Raw genomic sequence first — 15951 nt, 5'->3', positions numbered from 1 at the left:
GCGCCTATTATCCTTCGAGATCGAAGTCCGCCCCCAAAAGCCGCAACTTGCCGATGAAGTTCTCGTACCCGCGGCTGATGATTCCCACGTTGCTGACCGTTGATGTGCCCTCGGCCGAAAGCGCCGCGATCAGGTGGCTGAAACCGCCGCGCAGGTCGGGCACGACGATGTCGGCGCCGTGCAGCTTCGTCGGGCCGGTAATGACGGCCGAGTGATTGAAATTGCGCTGGCCAAATCGACACGTGTGCCCACCGAGGCATTCCTTGTGAATTTGAATTGTCGCGCCCATCTCGACGAGCGCGTCGACGAAGCCGAACCGCTGCTCGTACACCGTTTCGTGCACGATCGACGTTCCGTGTGCCTTGGTCAGCGCGATGACGAGCGGCTGCTGCCAGTCCGTCATGAAGCCGGGGTGGACGCCCGTTTCGATGATGACAGGCTTGAGGTCACCGCCGGGGTGATAAAAGCGGATGCCGTCGTCGCAGATGTCGAAAGCTCCACCGACCTTGCGGAAGACGTTGAGGAACGTGATCATCTCAGCCTGCCGGGCGCCACCGACGAAGATGTCGCCGTCGGTAGCGAGTGCTGCGGCAGCCCAGCTGGCAGCCTCGTTGCGGTCGAACAGGGCGCGGTGATTGTAACCGACCAGGCGTTCGACGCCCTCGATGCGGATCACCCGGTCAGTATCGACCGTGATGATGGCGCCCATCTTCTGCAAAATATTGATGAGATCCATGATTTCAGGCTCGATTGCCGCGCCCTTGAGCTCGGTGAGACCTTCGGCCCTCACCGCGGTGAGCAGCACCTGCTCGGTGGCGCCCACGCTCGGGTACGGCAGTTCGAGCTTGGCGCCTTTGAGACCGTTCGGCGCCGACATACGGATGCCGTTGGGCTGCTTTTCGACGACAGCACCAAACTTGCGCAGCACCTCGAGGTGAAAGTCGATCGGCCGGTCGCCGATGCGGCAGCCGCCGAGGTCGGGGATGAAGGCTTCGCCGAGCCGGTGCAACAGCGGACCGCAGAACAGAATGGGGATACGCGAGGAACCCGCGTGGGCGTCGATCGCGGCGAAGTGCGCGCTTTCCACGTTTGCCGGGTCAAGCACGAGGGTTCCGGGCTCATCACCCTCGGTTACATTGACGCCGTGCACCTCAAGCAGGCCGCGAACGATCCGAACATCACTGATGTTCGGAACGTCCTTGAGAACGCTGGGGGTTTCACCGAGCAGGGCGGCGACCATGGCCTTGGTGACGAGGTTCTTCGCCCCCTTCACCTCGATGCGACCGACCAGCGGAATACCACCGCGGATGGTGATTTTATCGGCGGTGAGGCCAACGGATGCCCCGTGGTTCTGAGCACTCCCCCGCTCGTTCGCGTCATCGTGCTGCCTGGCTTCGTTTAGATTCTTCGCCTCTTGATCACGCCGGGCTTCACTGAGAGTGCTCACAAAATACCTGTCCTAGTGCAAATTGGTGCAATACAAATTACTGCAAATTGACGCGGGCCGAACCTGCGGAGAGCGCCGGAAGAGTGCGGGGCAACCACGACTCTCGCGTCCCCTCAAATTCCTTGATCCGCGCTTCGTCACGCAGGGTCAGCGCGATGTCATCGAGACCTTCGAGCAGCCGCCATCTAGTGTAATCGTCGATTTCGAAATTCACGGTCAGGTCCCCGACACGCACTGTTTTACTCACCAGATCCACGGTCAACTCCACCCCGGGGGCGCACTCGACCAAATTCCACAGGGTTTCGGCATCCGCTTCGCTGATCTGCCCGGCGAGCAGTCCCTGCTTGCCGGCGTTTCCGCGAAAGATGTCGCCGAACCGGGGGCTCAGCACCACGTCGAAGCCATAGTCCCGCAGGGCCCACACCGCGTGTTCGCGGGAGGAGCCGGTGCCGAAGTCGGCCCCGGCGATGAGTACGCGACCGCCCTGGTACTCCTTTTTATTGATGACGAAGTCGGGGTCGAGGCGCCACGCCGCGAACAATGCGTCTTCAAAGCCGGTGCGCGTGACGCGCTTGAGATACACGGCTGGAATGATCTGGTCGGTATCGACATTGGAACGGCGCAGCGGCACCGCGATTCCGGTGACGGTGGTGAATTTCTGCATGGTTACTTGTCTCCAGCTTGGTCGAGATCCCACGGGCTACTGAGCGTGCCGCGAATGGCCGTGGCGGCAGCGACGAGCGGCGACACCAGATGGGTGCGCCCGCCCTTTCCCTGTCGCCCTTCAAAGTTGCGGTTACTGGTCGACGCGCAGCGTTCGCCGGGTTCAAGCTGGTCTGGGTTCATGCCGAGGCACATCGAACACCCGGCGAAGCGCCATTCGGCACCGAAGTCGAGGAAGATCTGGTCGAGCCCCTCAGCTTCGGCCTCGATGCGTACCCGGGCAGAACCGGGAACGACCATCATGCGCAGACCTTCGGCCTTGGTTTTGCCCTTGATGATTTCAGCGGCGGCGCGCAGGTCTTCGACCCGGCTGTTGGTGCAGGAGCCGAGAAAAACGGTATCAACCCGGATGTCCTTCATCGGGGTGCCCGCCGCGAGATCCATGTATTCCAAAGCCCGCTCAGCCGCCGAGCGCTCGTTGGCATCGACGATTTCGGCGGGATTCGGCACAGCTCCACTCAGGGACACGCCCTGGCCGGGATTGGTACCCCAGGTGACGAACGGTTCGAGATCGTTCGCATCGATGATGACCTCGGCGTCATAGGTGGCGCCCTCGTCGGTAGCCAGGGTCTCCCAGTAGGCCACGGCAGCGTCCCAGTCGGCACCGCGGGGCGCGTGGGCACGCCCGTCAAGGTAGTCGTAGGTGACCTGATCGGGGGCGACCATACCGGCGCGGGCGCCGGCCTCGATCGACATGTTGCAGATAGTCATGCGCCCCTCCATGGAGAGGGCTCGAATGGCCTCACCACGGTATTCGAGCACGTAACCGGCCCCCCCGCCGGTGCCGATCCGGGCAATCACGGCCAGGATGATGTCTTTTGCGGTGACCCCGGTGCGCAACCTGCCGTTGACGGTGATGGCCATGGTCTTGAAGGGGTTCAACGGCAGAGTCTGGGTGGCCATGACGTGCTCGACCTCGCTCGTGCCGATACCGAGCGCCATGGCACCGAAGGCACCGTGGGTGGAGGTGTGCGAGTCGCCGCACACCACGGTGATTCCCGGCTGGGTCAGGCCGAGCTGTGGGCCGACAACGTGCACGATGCCCTGTTCGATGTCACCGAGCGAGTGCAGGCGCACACCGTATTCGGCGCAGTTGCGGCGCAGGGTCTCGATCTGCGTGCGGCTGGTGAGATCCGCTATCGGCTTGTCGATGGCGAGCGTTGGCGTGTTGTGGTCCTCGGTCGCGATGGTCAGATCGGGCCGACGCAGCATTCGATTGGACAGGCGCAGGCCGTCGAAGGCCTGCGGGCTGGTGACCTCGTGCAGCAGGTGCAGGTCGATATAGATCAGGTCTGGCGTACCGTCCTCACCCTTGGTGACGAGGTGCTTGTCCCAGACCTTCTCGGCCAGGGTACGAAGGCCGGTGCCGGAGTGTTTTTGCGAAGTGGGTATTACGTTGGTCATTTTGAGCGTCTTCCTCACGAATCGATGGCAGCCACGCTGAACGCCGCGACGAGGGAGGCCTCAGGACAGGGACTCGTCGCGGCACAGAAGAAGTCGGCTCAGCACCATGGGTTCAGGCTAACACCTCGCCCAGCCGCTCGGCTCGCGAACGCTTGCGCGACCGGTCAGTCGAACGTTGATTCCACGTAGACGACGCTGACGTTATCGCGTCCGCCGTGCTCGATGGCTTCGTCGACGAGAATGTCAGCGACACTGCGCCCCGCGGCATCCAGGCCGATGTCCCTGGCCAAAACCTCCGCGATCGCCGCATCATCAAGTTCTTTGGTCAGCCCGTCGGAGCAGATCAAAAAGGATTGCTGTCCGAGGGCCGGCAACAGCCAGACGTCGGCATCGACAAACTCGTCGGCGCCGATCGCCCGGGTGATGACGTTGCGCTCGGGGTGTTTCTCGGCGTCGTCGACCGAAATCAGGCCAGCGTCGACCATCTCCTGCACTGCGGAGTGGTCGATGGACAACTGGGCCAAAACACCGTCGGTCCAGGTGTAGACGCGGGAATCGCCAACGTTGAAGGCCATCCAGTGGTAGCCGACGTCATCACCGGCGTCGACGAAGGCGATGCCCGCGAGGGTGGTGCCCGACACTGCGGTGCCGTAGTCATCGGCTGTGCTCAGATCGCGTACGGCGTCATTCGAAGAGTGGATGGCGTCGAGGATACGTTCCGGCGTCGAGGGCGAATCGCGGGCGATGTGCTCATCGAACACCCGAAGTACGGTCTGGCTGGCGACCTCACCCCGGGCGTGGCCGCCCATACCGTCGGCCACGAGGAACACTGGGGACTGCGCGAGCACGCTATCCTCGTTGACCTTGCGCACGCTGCCGACATCGGTGCGCTCGCTGAAAGAGAAACGGGCGACAGCACTGGAAAGCTCCATCATGCTCTGCCGGTGCACAGTCATGAAAGCCCCCCGTTTGCCGTCGCCCGGCCTCGATCAGTCATTCGTTGGCGTTAACCGAAATCTCCTCGACCAGCGTGATGCCACGCTTTTTGGCATCGTGACCAGCCTTGATCAGGCTCGCCACGGTGGCCACGGCCATGCTGCCGATGATCACGCCGAGCGAGGTCCAGGTGTCGATCTCGGGCGCCCACAACATGGGATCGCCACCATTGATGAAGAAGACCTCGTTGGTGTGCATCGCGTGCAGCACGAGCTTGACGCCGATGAAGCCGAGGATGACCGCGATGCCGTACTTGAGGTATTCGAGACGTTCGAGCAGGCCGCCGAGGAGAAAGTACAGCTGGCGCAAGCCCATGAGGGCAAAGATATTGGCCGTGAACACGATGAACGGGCTCGTTGTGATGCCGAAGATCGCTGGAATGGAATCGAGGGCGAAGATGAGGTCGGTGGTGCCGATCGCGATGAACACGATCAGCATCGGCGTGAAGATCTTCTTGCCGTCGACCAGCGTGCGAACCTTGGAGCCGTCGAATTCTGATGAGATACGAATGCTGCGGCGGAGCAGACGAATGACGCCGTTCTCTTTTTCTTCCGTTTCTGCTTCTGAGGAGAACGCTTGCTTCACGGCGGTATAGAACAGGAACGCGCCGAAGATGTAGAAGATCCAGGCATAGCTTTCGATCAGCTGGGCGCCGAGCAGAATGAAGATTCCGCGCAGCACGAGAGCGATGATGATTCCCACCATCAGCACTTCCTGCTGGTATTTTCGCGGCACGGAGAACCTGGCCATGATGATTACGAAGACAAACAGGTTATCGATCGACAGGCTGTACTCGGTCAGCCAGCCGGCAAGAAATTGACCGGCATGTTCAGCGTCACCGAGAACCAGCATCAAGAGCGCGAAAATGAGCGCGAGCCCAACGTAGAACGCAACCCAGAGGCCAGCCTCGCGCATGCTCGGAACGTGCGGGCGCTTGTAGACGATGAGCAGGTCAGCGACCAGAATAAGGGTCAAAACGACCAATGATCCAGCTTCGAACCAGAGAGGGAGGGCGAGTTCCACGGGGGCCTTTCAAGAAAATAACGGGAATCGGGGATGGCAGAACCCGAAAGTCTCTCCCGCACCGATAGCGCCCAAACGGAACCAATCGATACCACCGCGACCGGGGCCCCGCCAGTGCGGCCCGTATTGACGATCGCGACATAGAACCCGATCGGGCCCAGAGGGATACTCCCCTTCGCTCGCAAAATCCTATCAGTGTGGCGGCCCCGCTCGCACCTTCGCCCAGCGCCGGCCCGAACCCGGCCTATGCTTGTTGGCTATGACTATGCACCGGGTTCGATGACGGCCGCCGACTACATCAACTGGTCTGACCTTGGTCGACCGGTCACCGCCCTGTGGAGATCAGCTAACGGCGCACCGGCCCCGAAACGAGTCGAGCCGGTCGACGACACGATCACAGCGGATGCGGCCTACCGGCTGGCCTCGCAGGGCGTCGCAATGCTCTGGAACGGAGACTTTCAGAACGCCCGCCAAATTCTGACGGCTCTGGAACACCGCACCAGGCCTCGCCCGGATCACACCGAGCGCAGCACCGCCGACCTGTTCTACCGCTATCGGCAGAACAGGTCGCACCGAGCCCGGATTCTCGGACTGCTTCTCGTTCCGCTTGCTGTCGGCAACACAATCGGGCTGCGCCGTGCGCCGGACGTTCACGCTGCCACGGTCGCCGCCTACGGCAGCATCACCGAGGCATCCGTTGTGTCGCTGCACGAGGTGCTCGGTACGATCGGCGCCCATCAGTGGCGGACCAAAGGCATTCCCGTTGCCGCGTTGAACGCCAACATCTATCCGCATTACGGCACATTCTTCCCGGTGCGCAGCGAGTACGTCGATCTCGTGGCGAGCGCTCCCCTCGCCGCGCCACAGCTTGCCTTCGACATCGGTACCGGCACCGGGGTGCTCGCAGCGGTACTCGCAACCCGGGGCGTGCCGCATGTAGTCGCGACAGATATCGAGTCGCGTGCGGTCGCATCCGCTCGAGAGACGGTATCGCTTCTCAAACTCGACGGGCAGGTTGAGGTTCAACTGACCAGTCTCTTTCCTGAGGGGAAGGCCGATCTTATTGTCTGCAACCCACCGTGGATTCCGGCGACCGCACACTCGCTGCTCGATGCGGCCGTCTACGACCCTGGATCTCGCATGCTCAAGGGATTTCTGGCCGGCGTGCTCGACCATCTGGAGCCAAACGGTGAGGTCTGGTTGGTACTGTCCGATTTCGCTGAGCTGGTGGGGCTGCGCTCCCGCGGCGACCTTCTGAACGTGATCGATGCGGCCGGCCTGCGCGTGATCGGTGCACTCGAAGCGCCCGCCAGACACTCGAGAGCGCGCGACACGAACGACCCGCTGCACGCGGTGCGAGCGAACGAGGTCACCTCTCTCTGGCGCCTCTGCGCCAGCTAAACCCCGCGCTCAACGCTCGGGTCTGCGATTGTCGTCAGCTCTGCAGCACCACCTGGAAAGGACCAGAGCGGCCGGGGAGCTCGCACTGGGCATCAATCGAGGTCGAGCTCCATCGGAATCAGCGGTCATCCGGCAGGGTACAGACGTGTCCGTCCGCATCGATGGGCATACCGCACAAGGCGCAAATGGGTCGACCGGCCCCCACGATCTCGCGGGTGCGCATCGCGAACGCTTGGGCGGTGCCCACCGGGATACGCACAAGCAGCGTTTCCGTCGACTCCAGGCTGGCCGCGTCGAAGTCATCCTCGTCGGTGACCCCGCTGTCCGTCAGCGAAAAAGCCTCGATCACGACCTGCGCAGTGCGCGGATCCCAGCCGAGGGTCATCGTGCCGGTGCGGAACTGCTCATCAAAGGGCTGCTCCAGGGGGTCGTTGTCGACCAGTTCGATAGGCGTTGCCGTTGGCACGCTGAAGGGGTTGCCGTCGTGCGTCATGAGCTGCTCGAGCATTTCGTCGATCTTCTCCGCGAGCAGAGCGGATTGTTGTTTTTCCAGGGCAATGCTGACGATTTGAGCGCCGCTACGCACCTGAAGGTAAAACGTGCGTGATCCGGGCACACCGACGGTGCCGATGACAACACGATCTGGCCAGTCGAATTCGTGAACGATTATGGGCATGTGAACATTTTATGAGTGCTCGGCCTGTGGCGCATCGTGGCCGGGCCCACCGCCCACCGGCGCGTCGGCCCCCGGGGCACTCGAGCGCAGCCAGGACAAGTCTCCGGAGTCGGTATTGGTGGCAAACACGTTCGGACGGTGGGGCCCGTAGCGCACGATCGACACCGAGGCCGGACCGACAGAAATGCGCTGAAACAGGTCCAGGTGCATGCCGAGCGCGTCGGCCAGAATCGACTTGATGATGTCGCCGTGGCTGACCGCCACCCACACGGCGTCCGGCCCGAATTCCGCCTCGATCCGTGCGTCGTGGCGCCGAATGGCGGCGACCGACCGGGCTTGCATGGTCGCCATCGATTCTCCGCCGGGAAAGACGACGGCTGACGGTTGCGCCTGCACGACCGGCCACAGTTTCTCCAGGGCAAGCTCGCTGAGCGATCGGCCCTGCCACTGCCCGTAGTCGCACTCCGTGATGTCCGCATCCTCGGTCGTCGCCGGGGAGCCCGTCTGATGCTGCAGGATCAGGGCCGAGGTCTGCTGGCATCGTTCCAGCGGGCTCGAGACTAAACCAACCAGTGGAACCGCAGCAAGCCGCTCCCCGGTGCGGGCGGCTTGCTCACGCCCCACTTGGTCGAGCCCGACCCCGGGAGTTCGTCCGGCTAACATACCGGTGGCGTTTGCTGTGGTGCGACCGTGCCGCACAAGAATGACTGTGGCCATGCCTACGAGCCTATACAGGAGCACTGACGCCGTGGACCAGAAAGGCCCGGCACCTGTGAAGAGTAAGCGACCGGGCAATGGTGACCCCAGCGGGATTCGAACCCGCGTTACCGCCGTGAGAGGGCGATGTCCTAGGCCGCTAAACGATGGGGCCGTTTTTGCAACTTTCCGAGTATGCCACATGAAGGAGTGCTCTTCCAAACTGAGCGCACGCGGCGCGCCGTGACGGCTGCCGATCAGTCAAGAAAGTGGATGCTGTTGCGCCACGACTCGAATCGGGGTTAGCTCAGGGCATGAAACTGACCAAGCTGGAGCATGCTGCCCTGATCATCGAACTCACCGGCAAAAAACTCTATATCGACCCAGGTTCGTTCACCACTGCACTTTCGCACACGGCCGGCACCGTGGCCGTAGTCATCACCCACGAACACGCCGACCACTGGACCCCGGAACAACTGGGCCGCATCATCGAAATGAACTCCGATCTGCGCATCTTCGCGCCGGCCGGCGTTACGCGCGCCATTGCCGCCTTCAACGCTGATCTCGAAGTCACGACGGTGCAGGCCGGTGACGTGATCGAAGTCGCCCCGTTCACCCTGCGCTTCTTCGGAGCCACCCACGCGGTGATCCATGAATCGATCCCGGTTATCGACAACGTCGGAGTTCTCGTCAATGACGAGCTGTACTACGCCGGCGACGCTTTCACCATTCCCGAGGGGGTCGAGGTCGGCACGCTCGCCGTTCCGGCCGCGGCACCATGGATGAAAATCAGCGAGGCGATGGACTACATTTTCGCGATCAAGCCCAAGCGCAGCTTTCCCACCCATGAGATGCTGCTCTCTCGCGCCGGGAAAGACCTGTCCAATGCGAGATTCCAGAATGTCACCCAACTCAGCGGCGGTGAGTTCTTTCCCCTCGAACCGGGCGACAGCCTTGACCTGTAGACCGACCAGGGGCGCAGCATCCTTGTGAAAACGGCCCGCTGACAGTAAACGTGCAGTAACAGCAATTTAGAGTGCAGTAACTGCACATGTGGCCTGCGAGGTCACCAGGGGCGAGGGATGCGCGATGGGCTCCGAATGGGTAATTGATGCACAAGGCCTGGAAAAATCCTATGGCTCGGGTACGAGCCGGTTCGACGCGCTGAAAGGGGTATCCGTTCAGATCGCGCCCGGGGAGACCGTGGCGATCGTCGGAAAGAGCGGGTCCGGCAAGTCGACCCTCATGCACCTGCTCGCCCTGCTCGACGAGCCCGATAAAGGATCGCTGCAGGTTGCCGGCACAGACGCCAAGTCGCTCTCCAAGCGCGCGGTCAACGAGCTGCGCAACAAGGAGTTCGGCTTCGTCTTTCAGCAGTTCTTTCTCACCCCCAACGTGAGCGTGCTCGACAACGTCATTCTGCCGCTCAAGATCGCCGGCATAGGCGTCAAGGAACGTCGCCGCCGCGGCATGGAAGTTCTCGAACAGCTTGAACTGGCCGACAAAGCCGGTAACAAGGCCACGACCCTGTCGGGCGGGCAAAAGCAGCGCGTCGTTATCGGTCGCGCCCTGGTGAATGCACCACGGGTGATCTTCGCCGACGAACCCACCGGAAACCTTGACACCGCCACCGGCGCCGTGGTCGAAGATATCCTGTTCGAGCTCAATCGCAGCCAAGGCATCACGCTCGTCATCGTCACCCACGACGAGGAACTCGCCGCCCGCTGCGACCGCCAGATCTATATTCGCGACGGACTGGTCGTGTCTCACGCCGGTCCGACGCACACCGGGGCGCACGCGCTGCACACCCCCGAAGCACCGACCACCACCGGAGGCGCAGCATGAGAGCCAAGGACCTCGTCGCCACCGCGATCTCCAACACTTTTCGCAGCAAGCTTCGCACGACGCTGACCGTTCTGGCCATCTTCGTCGGAGCCTTCACTCTCACACTCACCAACGCCGTCGGCGCCGGCGTCAGCCAGTATGTCGACGCTCAGGTGGGCGCCCTTGGCTCCCCCGACGTGTTCATCATCACGCAAGCGACTGACGCCACGACAGCCGGCGACGGCCCAGTCAAGTACGACCCGAAGAGTTCAGCATCTGTCTCCAGCCGACAGGGTCCGCCCGGCACGACAACCAAGGCGCTGACAGACTCCGACCTCACCAAGATTGGCGAGACCGCCGGCATTGTGTCGGTCGATCCGATTCGCGCTGTTCAGCCCGACTACATCGAGTACGGCACCGGTTCGCAGTACGAGTTCAGCATCAACGCCACCTCCGCCGTCACCACGGCCGACCTCACTGCTGGTGCGCAACTCGACGGCGGCGCCAGTGACGCGCAACTCGTGCTGCCTGACACCTTCGTGACCCCGCTCGGGTTCGCGTCGGCGGACGACGCGGTGGGGGCATCCGTGTCGATTGGTATCACCGACATTCTCGGAGCGAAGCACACCGTGCAGGCCACCGTCGTCGGCGTATCGCTCGAGAGCCTGCTTGCTGCGGGCGCCGGAGCCAACGACGCGCTGATAGCCGAGCTGGCCGACGCGCAGTCCGGCGGCATCGCCACCGCCGTCACGAGTTACGGCGTGGCCGTGGCTCACTTCGACACAACCCTGTCAGCGGATGCTGTCACCGCCCTCAAGGCCGACCTCGCCACACAGAACTACACCGCGCGCACCATTGCAGATCAGCTGGGCGCCGTGCAGACGGTGATCAACGGCATCGTGGGGGTACTCAACGCTTTCGCCGTCATTGCCCTGATCGCGGCGGCATTCGGCATTATCAACACCCTGCTGATGAGCGTGCAGGAGCGCACCCGTGAGATCGGCCTGATGAAGGCCATGGGCATGAGCGGCGGCAAGGTCTACACCCTGTTCAGCCTCGAAGCGGTCGTCATCGGATTCCTCGGCAGCGCTATCGGTGCCGGTGTGGCGATCGGGCTCGGCTCCGCCTTGAGCGCCGTCCTGTCGCAGGGGTTGCTCTCCGGGTTGCCGGGATTGAACATCCTCTTGTTTGAGCCGGCATCTGTGGGCTTCGTCATTCTGCTGGTCATGGCGATCGCCTTCCTGTCCGGCACCCTGCCGGCCCAGCGGGCCGCAAAGCAGAACCCGATCGAGTCGCTGCGGTACGAGTAGCGCCATACCAAGCAACAGGACGAGGCATGACCGACACCCCCACCCCACGCACCCAGGTTCCCGTGCGCCCGCAAACTCGTGAAGACAAGCATCATGAGACGATGCTGCGAGTGAAACAAAGTGCCGTCAGCCTCGTTCTGGAACACGGTTGCGACAACGTCACCGTGGATATGATCTGCAGCCGGAGTGGCATTTCCCAGCGCACCTTCTTCAACTATTTCAACACTAAGAACGCTGCCATCATCGGTACCGAATCATCCACCATCGATGAGCCGAGAATGATGTTGCCCGGGTTTTTCGACACGGGCAGGCCGACCTGCTCACGCATGCCATGGTGGGCGTCGCACGTTTCATGGCCATGCAATCGATTCCCGCTCAGGCCTGCCGGGCCGCGTCTGCCGTCGACTGCGAAGCTGCGACCGGAGCCGGCGCCAGCCCGAGCACGACTGACCGACAAGTGGCTCGTACCCTGGCCGAGTCGCTCAACCGAACCGTCGAGCTGCACGCTGCACGCTGGTCCTGCCCAGCCTGGCGGTGCGGACCGATGCAGGGGTCACTGCTCGTGGTCGGATTCCCGGGGCAACCACTTCAAGAGAGCCACCCGCAGCTTGGCTAGGTGCAGCGGGCGTATGAGGTAGTCGTTCATGCCGACCGCGCGGGTGTGGTCGGCATCGCCGCGCACCGCGCTGGCTGTCATAGCCAGGATCGGCACATGTACACCCGGCCCCTCTGCCGCTCGAATGGCCGTGGCCAATTCGAAGCCGTTCATCTGTGGCATTTGGAGGTCAGTGATCACTAGGTGGTAATCTCCCGTTGTCCACAGCGCGAGGGCCAGAGCGCCGTTGTCCCTGAGGTCAGCCTCGTATCCGAGTAGTTTCAGCTGCCACAAAATGAGTTTTTGATTGGTCGGATTACCTCCAGCCACAAGAATACGAGTGGCATCCGGGGCGCGAAGTGTCGTCGATCGTGTCCCTGCGGGAAAATCCTCAACTGTTGACCAGTCTCTCGCCGAGAAGCCGGAAGACGACTCCTTCGGCCTCGAAACGTTGCCTATTGTTGAAGGTATTTCCTCAGACGCGTCCTCATCGTCAGCCCGCGGCAAAAGCCAGTTGATCGCGTCCTGAAGTTCCTGATAGCGCAGCGGCTTGGTGATGTACGCGTCACAAGCAGCCTGACGCGCCCGGTCCTGATCCCGAGACATGGCCATCGCTGTCAGGGCGATCACCGGAATTTCGGCGGTGGCGGGATCGCTCTTCAGCAAAGCGGTAGCGGCGAACCCGTCCATTCCCGGTAGCTGGATATCCATCAGAATCAGATCTGGCAGTTCAACCCGAGCGAGCAACAAACCGCTCTCAGCATCGACGGCCTCAAACGTCGAGTGGCCAGCCCGGCGCACCAGCAGCGTGGCGAGCTTCATGTTGATGTGGTTGTCTTCAATGATAAGAATTCTGGCCACATCGCTACCTACCCGTCGGGTCGTCGCGAAGTCCGCCCGACTGCAAAGCGCGTTTGACCTCGGCAATGAAGGACGTTCGGTTGAAGTTGTCCGTACCGAGCACGCGCACCGGCTGGGTCGGATCGCTGTCGACCGCCGCTGATTCCTGCTTGGTGAGTGGCTTGCTAGACACGATCAACACGGGGATATGTTCGGTACTCTCATCGCTTTGCAACGCCAACACCACCTCGTAGCCGCTAAACCCTTCCATCATGAGATTGAGCAACACCAGGTCAGGGTGCAAACGTTGCGCCATCTCGATGGCCGCATCTTTTGTGAACGCGCGTTCAACTACATAATCCGGTCGGGTCAGAAAGCGTGCGATCACGTCGACAGTTTCGGGGTCATCGTCGGCAACCAGAACGCATCGGGTGCGCCGGGCGTCAGGGCTGAGGCCGAGCGCTTTCAACGACTGCTGCAGCGCCTGTCGGGTGATCGGCTTCTCCAATACGGCGGCCGCGCCGTGCGTCAAAGCCAGGCTCACATCGGTGTCGCCCGCAATGATCACGATCGGAACGGCGGCAAGATCCGAGAACTCGTGCAGGCGAATCAAAAAACCCCAACCGTTCATTCCCGGCAGACGAATGTCGAGGGTTATGAGGCTGAGACGTTGTTTCGGTGCAAGGTCCAACCCCTCTTCACCACTCCGAGCGATGATGACCCGAAACTCTTCAGCCTCCAACAAAAGCCGAAGAACTTCGGCCCCCTTGGCGTCGTCTTCAATAACGAGAACAACGTGCTTGTCGGTGTGCTCCTCGCCTGCGGGCACTTGCTGAAGGCTCTCGGCCACATCGGAAAGAATCTGTGTTGGCGTATCCGGGGATTCGACCGCAGAGTCGCTTGTGAGCCGCCCCGTGGACGCAACCTCGTCGCCCTCGTTTTTGCCGTTTTCGCCGTTTTCGCCGTTGAGGGCCCCTTCCGGCGCCGCTTCCACCAATTCGCCGACAGTAGGTAACCTTTCGTTTCCCCCCGCACTCACCGCGCCACCGGGGTCGCGGTGCGCCGAAGCTATCGACTGGGCGTCCGGGCCGGCAGCCGGTTCCGATGCTTCCGATGCTTCCGACATTCCGTTGGAACTCGTTTTTTTCTGCTCCCCGCTTGGCCAAGCCGGCGCCAAGTCATCGGTCGCGCCCAGGGGAAGCCAGATGGCAAAACTGGATCCCTCGCCGGTCTCGCTGGCTACAGCAACCGTGCCTCCCTGCAACTCCACCATCTGCTTGACCGTGGCGAGACCAAGTCCGGTCCCTCCGAACTTGCGCGCCAAGGTGCTGTCGATCTGGCTGAAAGCGAGAAAGAGTTTGGATAGATCTTCACGTGAGATGCCCATACCCGTATCGTCGACGCGAATTTCCAGAAAATCATCGACGTCACTCATAGGAAGTGGAAAATCATGCACCGGTCGGGTGCCGACGATTTTACCCACAGCGCTGCGCGGCACCCTTCTCGCTGTGAGCGTGACCGCACCAAGGTCAGGCGTGAACTTGACGGCATTGGACAACAGGTTATAGACGATTTGCTTGGTTTTGCGTCGGTCGAGCAGTGGCATCCCCAGATCCTCCGCACCGTCGAATACCAGGTGCAGTCCATGAGCTAGGGCGTCTTCTCGCACGATCAACAGGCTTTGCTCCAACAGCGACTGCACATCGACCGATTCCAGCTCAATATCCATTACCCCCGCTTCGACTTTGGACAAATCGAGGATGTCATTGATCAGCGACAGAAGGTGGTGTCCGCTGGAATAAATGTCTCCGATGTACTCACGCTGCGTTGCGGTGATCTCTCCGATGAGTCCGTCCTTGAGAGCCTCCGAAAAGCCGATGATGGCGTTCAGGGGAGTGCGCAGTTCGTGAGACATCGTTGCCAGGAACTCCGTTTTCATGCGGCTGGCGTGTTCCAACTCGATGTTCGTTTTCTGCAGCGCTCGCTCGAAGCGCTTGCGCTCGGTCACATCACGGGCCGACGCAAAAACACCCTGCACCACTCGGTCCCGATCGTAGAACGTCGCGGCATTGTACGACACATCAGTCTCATCGCCGTCTATGGAGCGCACCGTCAGTTCGTAATCGCTCACCTTGCTCTCGGTCAGCGCACGTTTGATGGCCGCGTCCGCCCGACACGGATCCGTGAAGAAATTGCGGCACGGGGCGCCTATGAGTTCGTCCCTGGTGCGCCCAGTGAGCTTGATCATCTGCTGGTTCACGTCAGAGATAACCCCCCTGGTGTCGGTCATCATAAGCGCGTCGATGTTCGATTCGATGAGCGACCGAGTGTAGAACTGTTGATCACGCAGTCGTTGGTCAAGGAGAGATTGGGCCATCGATGCCTGGTTGCGCGCTGTGTCGTCGGTACTGATCAACAGATATCCGATGATCTCCGCGTTGCCGTCACGTAACGCCGTGACCGACACCGTTGTCGGAAAGCGACTGCCATCTTCTCGAATCGTTGTCAGCTCATAGATATCTTCGATTCCCCGGCTGGCCTTATAGACCAAGGCTTCAAAGCCAGGTTGGATTGTGGTGCTGAATTCGGCGCTCAACTGGGCAGCACGAGCGATGATCTCGTCTGGGTCGTGCATGTCTCCCGGCACGCCCGTGTTCACTATGTCTTCAGGCGCGTAACCGAGCATGCGTTGCGCGCCCACGTTGAAGATTTGGATGACTCCCTTGGCGTCGGTAGCGACGCACGCAAAATTAGCGCTGTTGAAGATGGCATGCTGCAGGCTCACCGTTTGTTCCAGCATGTTTTTGTCGGCGACATCCTTCTGCGCATCCGAATAGTCGTCGCTGGTCAGAGTCGGCTCTTCAGCGCTCATTCCGTCGTGACTTGACGTTCGGGAGTCGTCCTCACCGCGGGGTTTTGTCATGTCGGTCACACCCTCCGTGATCTATCGCTCCACCAGATGCGATTAGTGCAGTAAAACAGCTTGCAGTTCAGTCCAACGACACAGGGCCGGCTC

At 61.6% G+C, this 15951-nt stretch carries 13 protein-coding genes, 1 tRNA gene and 1 pseudogene; 5 read left to right on the top strand and 10 right to left on the bottom strand.

What is annotated here, in order from left to right; genetic code table 11:
- Positions 1-7: 7 nt before the first annotated feature.
- The 5 genes from murA to E3T27_RS15015 form a co-directional block, all read right to left on the bottom strand.
- Positions 8-1315: a UDP-N-acetylglucosamine 1-carboxyvinyltransferase gene (gene murA, locus E3T27_RS15035; RefSeq protein WP_104197778.1), complete on the bottom strand. Its 1308-nt coding sequence runs from the start codon at positions 1313-1315 to the stop codon at positions 8-10.
- Between the two features lie 169 nt (positions 1316-1484).
- Positions 1485-2111: a 3-isopropylmalate dehydratase small subunit gene (gene leuD / locus E3T27_RS15030; RefSeq protein ID WP_104197660.1), complete on the bottom strand. Its 627-nt coding sequence runs from the start codon at positions 2109-2111 to the stop codon at positions 1485-1487.
- Positions 2112-2113: 2 nt separating this feature from the next.
- Positions 2114-3574: a 3-isopropylmalate dehydratase large subunit gene (leuC, locus tag E3T27_RS15025; protein ID WP_134573754.1), complete on the bottom strand. Its 1461-nt coding sequence runs from the start codon at positions 3572-3574 to the stop codon at positions 2114-2116.
- Positions 3575-3738: 164 nt separating this feature from the next.
- On the bottom strand, positions 3739-4530 hold the full coding sequence (locus E3T27_RS15020) for a PP2C family protein-serine/threonine phosphatase (protein WP_241992276.1): 792 nt from the start codon (positions 4528-4530) through the stop codon (positions 3739-3741).
- A 37-nt stretch (positions 4531-4567) separates the two neighbouring features.
- On the bottom strand, positions 4568-5593 hold the full coding sequence (locus tag E3T27_RS15015; protein ID WP_134573752.1) for a TerC family protein: 1026 nt from the start codon (positions 5591-5593) through the stop codon (positions 4568-4570).
- Positions 5594-5839: 246 nt separating this feature from the next.
- Between E3T27_RS15015 and E3T27_RS15010 the strand changes: the two genes are divergently transcribed.
- The gene (locus E3T27_RS15010; RefSeq protein ID WP_241992275.1) at positions 5840-6994 is read left to right on the top strand and encodes a methyltransferase; all 1155 of its coding nucleotides are present in this window, start codon (positions 5840-5842) and stop codon (positions 6992-6994) included.
- Positions 6995-7112: 118 nt separating this feature from the next.
- On the opposite strand, the gene E3T27_RS15005 is transcribed toward E3T27_RS15010, so the two are convergent.
- The 3 genes from E3T27_RS15005 to E3T27_RS14995 all read right to left on the bottom strand — a co-directional run bounded on the left by E3T27_RS15005 (position 7113) and on the right by E3T27_RS14995 (position 8541).
- Complete coding sequence (locus E3T27_RS15005) at positions 7113-7670, bottom strand: DUF3090 domain-containing protein (protein WP_104197657.1); 558 nt, start codon at positions 7668-7670, stop codon at positions 7113-7115.
- A gap of 9 nt (positions 7671-7679) precedes the next feature.
- Positions 7680-8387, bottom strand: coding sequence for a histidine phosphatase family protein (locus E3T27_RS15000; RefSeq protein ID WP_134573750.1), 708 nt, complete (start codon positions 8385-8387; stop codon positions 7680-7682).
- A gap of 78 nt (positions 8388-8465) precedes the next feature.
- Positions 8466-8541, bottom strand: a tRNA-Glu gene (locus E3T27_RS14995).
- Between the two features lie 139 nt (positions 8542-8680).
- Here E3T27_RS14995 and E3T27_RS14990 point away from each other — a divergent pair.
- From E3T27_RS14990 to E3T27_RS17425, 4 genes and pseudogenes are all read left to right on the top strand, one after another.
- Positions 8681-9331 (top strand): MBL fold metallo-hydrolase, encoded by a 651-nt coding sequence (locus E3T27_RS14990; RefSeq protein WP_104197655.1) that lies wholly within the window; start codon positions 8681-8683, stop codon positions 9329-9331.
- Positions 9332-9455: 124 nt separating this feature from the next.
- Complete coding sequence (locus E3T27_RS14985; protein WP_104197654.1) at positions 9456-10211, top strand: ABC transporter ATP-binding protein; 756 nt, start codon at positions 9456-9458, stop codon at positions 10209-10211.
- Entirely contained in the window at positions 10208-11500 is a 1293-nt protein-coding gene (locus E3T27_RS14980; protein ID WP_134573748.1) for an ABC transporter permease, read from the top strand. The genes E3T27_RS14985 and E3T27_RS14980 overlap by 4 nt, the downstream gene beginning before the upstream one ends.
- A 26-nt stretch (positions 11501-11526) precedes the next feature.
- A pseudogene (locus E3T27_RS17425) lies at positions 11527-11682 on the top strand (hypothetical protein); the annotation flags it as partial.
- A 371-nt stretch (positions 11683-12053) separates the two neighbouring features.
- On the opposite strand, the gene E3T27_RS16665 reads toward E3T27_RS17425, so the two are convergent.
- Both E3T27_RS16665 and E3T27_RS14965 read right to left on the bottom strand, forming a co-directional pair.
- The gene (locus tag E3T27_RS16665) at positions 12054-12956 is read right to left on the bottom strand and encodes a response regulator (protein WP_166786234.1); all 903 of its coding nucleotides are present in this window, start codon (positions 12954-12956) and stop codon (positions 12054-12056) included.
- Positions 12957-12960: 4 nt separating this feature from the next.
- Complete coding sequence (locus E3T27_RS14965) at positions 12961-15858, bottom strand: hybrid sensor histidine kinase/response regulator (protein WP_241992285.1); 2898 nt, start codon at positions 15856-15858, stop codon at positions 12961-12963.
- Between the last annotated feature and the right edge of the window lie 93 nt (positions 15859-15951).

The sequence above is a fragment of the Cryobacterium lyxosi genome (assembly GCF_004403345.1).
Taxonomy (GTDB): domain Bacteria; phylum Actinomycetota; class Actinomycetes; order Actinomycetales; family Microbacteriaceae; genus Cryobacterium; species Cryobacterium lyxosi.
The sequence above is the reverse complement of the archived record's forward strand: the minus strand, read 5'-3'. Positions and strand labels throughout refer to the sequence as shown.

What these genes read in the sequence shown, in the direction of transcription:
- leuD (WP_104197660.1), bottom strand. Translation starts at nt 2,111, where the DNA reads ATGCAGAAATTCACCACCGTCACCGGAATCGCGGTGCCGCTGCGCCGT.
- E3T27_RS15000 (WP_134573750.1), bottom strand. Translation starts at nt 8,387, where the DNA reads ATGGCCACAGTCATTCTTGTGCGGCACGGTCGCACCACAGCAAACGCC.
- E3T27_RS14980 (WP_134573748.1), top strand. Translation starts at nt 10,208, where the DNA reads ATGAGAGCCAAGGACCTCGTCGCCACCGCGATCTCCAACACTTTTCGC.
- E3T27_RS14985 (WP_104197654.1), top strand. Translation starts at nt 9,456, where the DNA reads ATGGGCTCCGAATGGGTAATTGATGCACAAGGCCTGGAAAAATCCTAT.
- E3T27_RS14990 (WP_104197655.1), top strand. Translation starts at nt 8,681, where the DNA reads ATGAAACTGACCAAGCTGGAGCATGCTGCCCTGATCATCGAACTCACC.
- E3T27_RS15020 (WP_241992276.1), bottom strand. Translation starts at nt 4,530, where the DNA reads ATGACTGTGCACCGGCAGAGCATGATGGAGCTTTCCAGTGCTGTCGCC.
- E3T27_RS15005 (WP_104197657.1), bottom strand. Translation starts at nt 7,670, where the DNA reads ATGCCCATAATCGTTCACGAATTCGACTGGCCAGATCGTGTTGTCATC.
- E3T27_RS15010 (WP_241992275.1), top strand. Translation starts at nt 5,840, where the DNA reads ATGCTTGTTGGCTATGACTATGCACCGGGTTCGATGACGGCCGCCGAC.
- E3T27_RS14965 (WP_241992285.1), bottom strand. Translation starts at nt 15,858, where the DNA reads ATGACAAAACCCCGCGGTGAGGACGACTCCCGAACGTCAAGTCACGAC.
- leuC (WP_134573754.1), bottom strand. Translation starts at nt 3,574, where the DNA reads ATGACCAACGTAATACCCACTTCGCAAAAACACTCCGGCACCGGCCTT.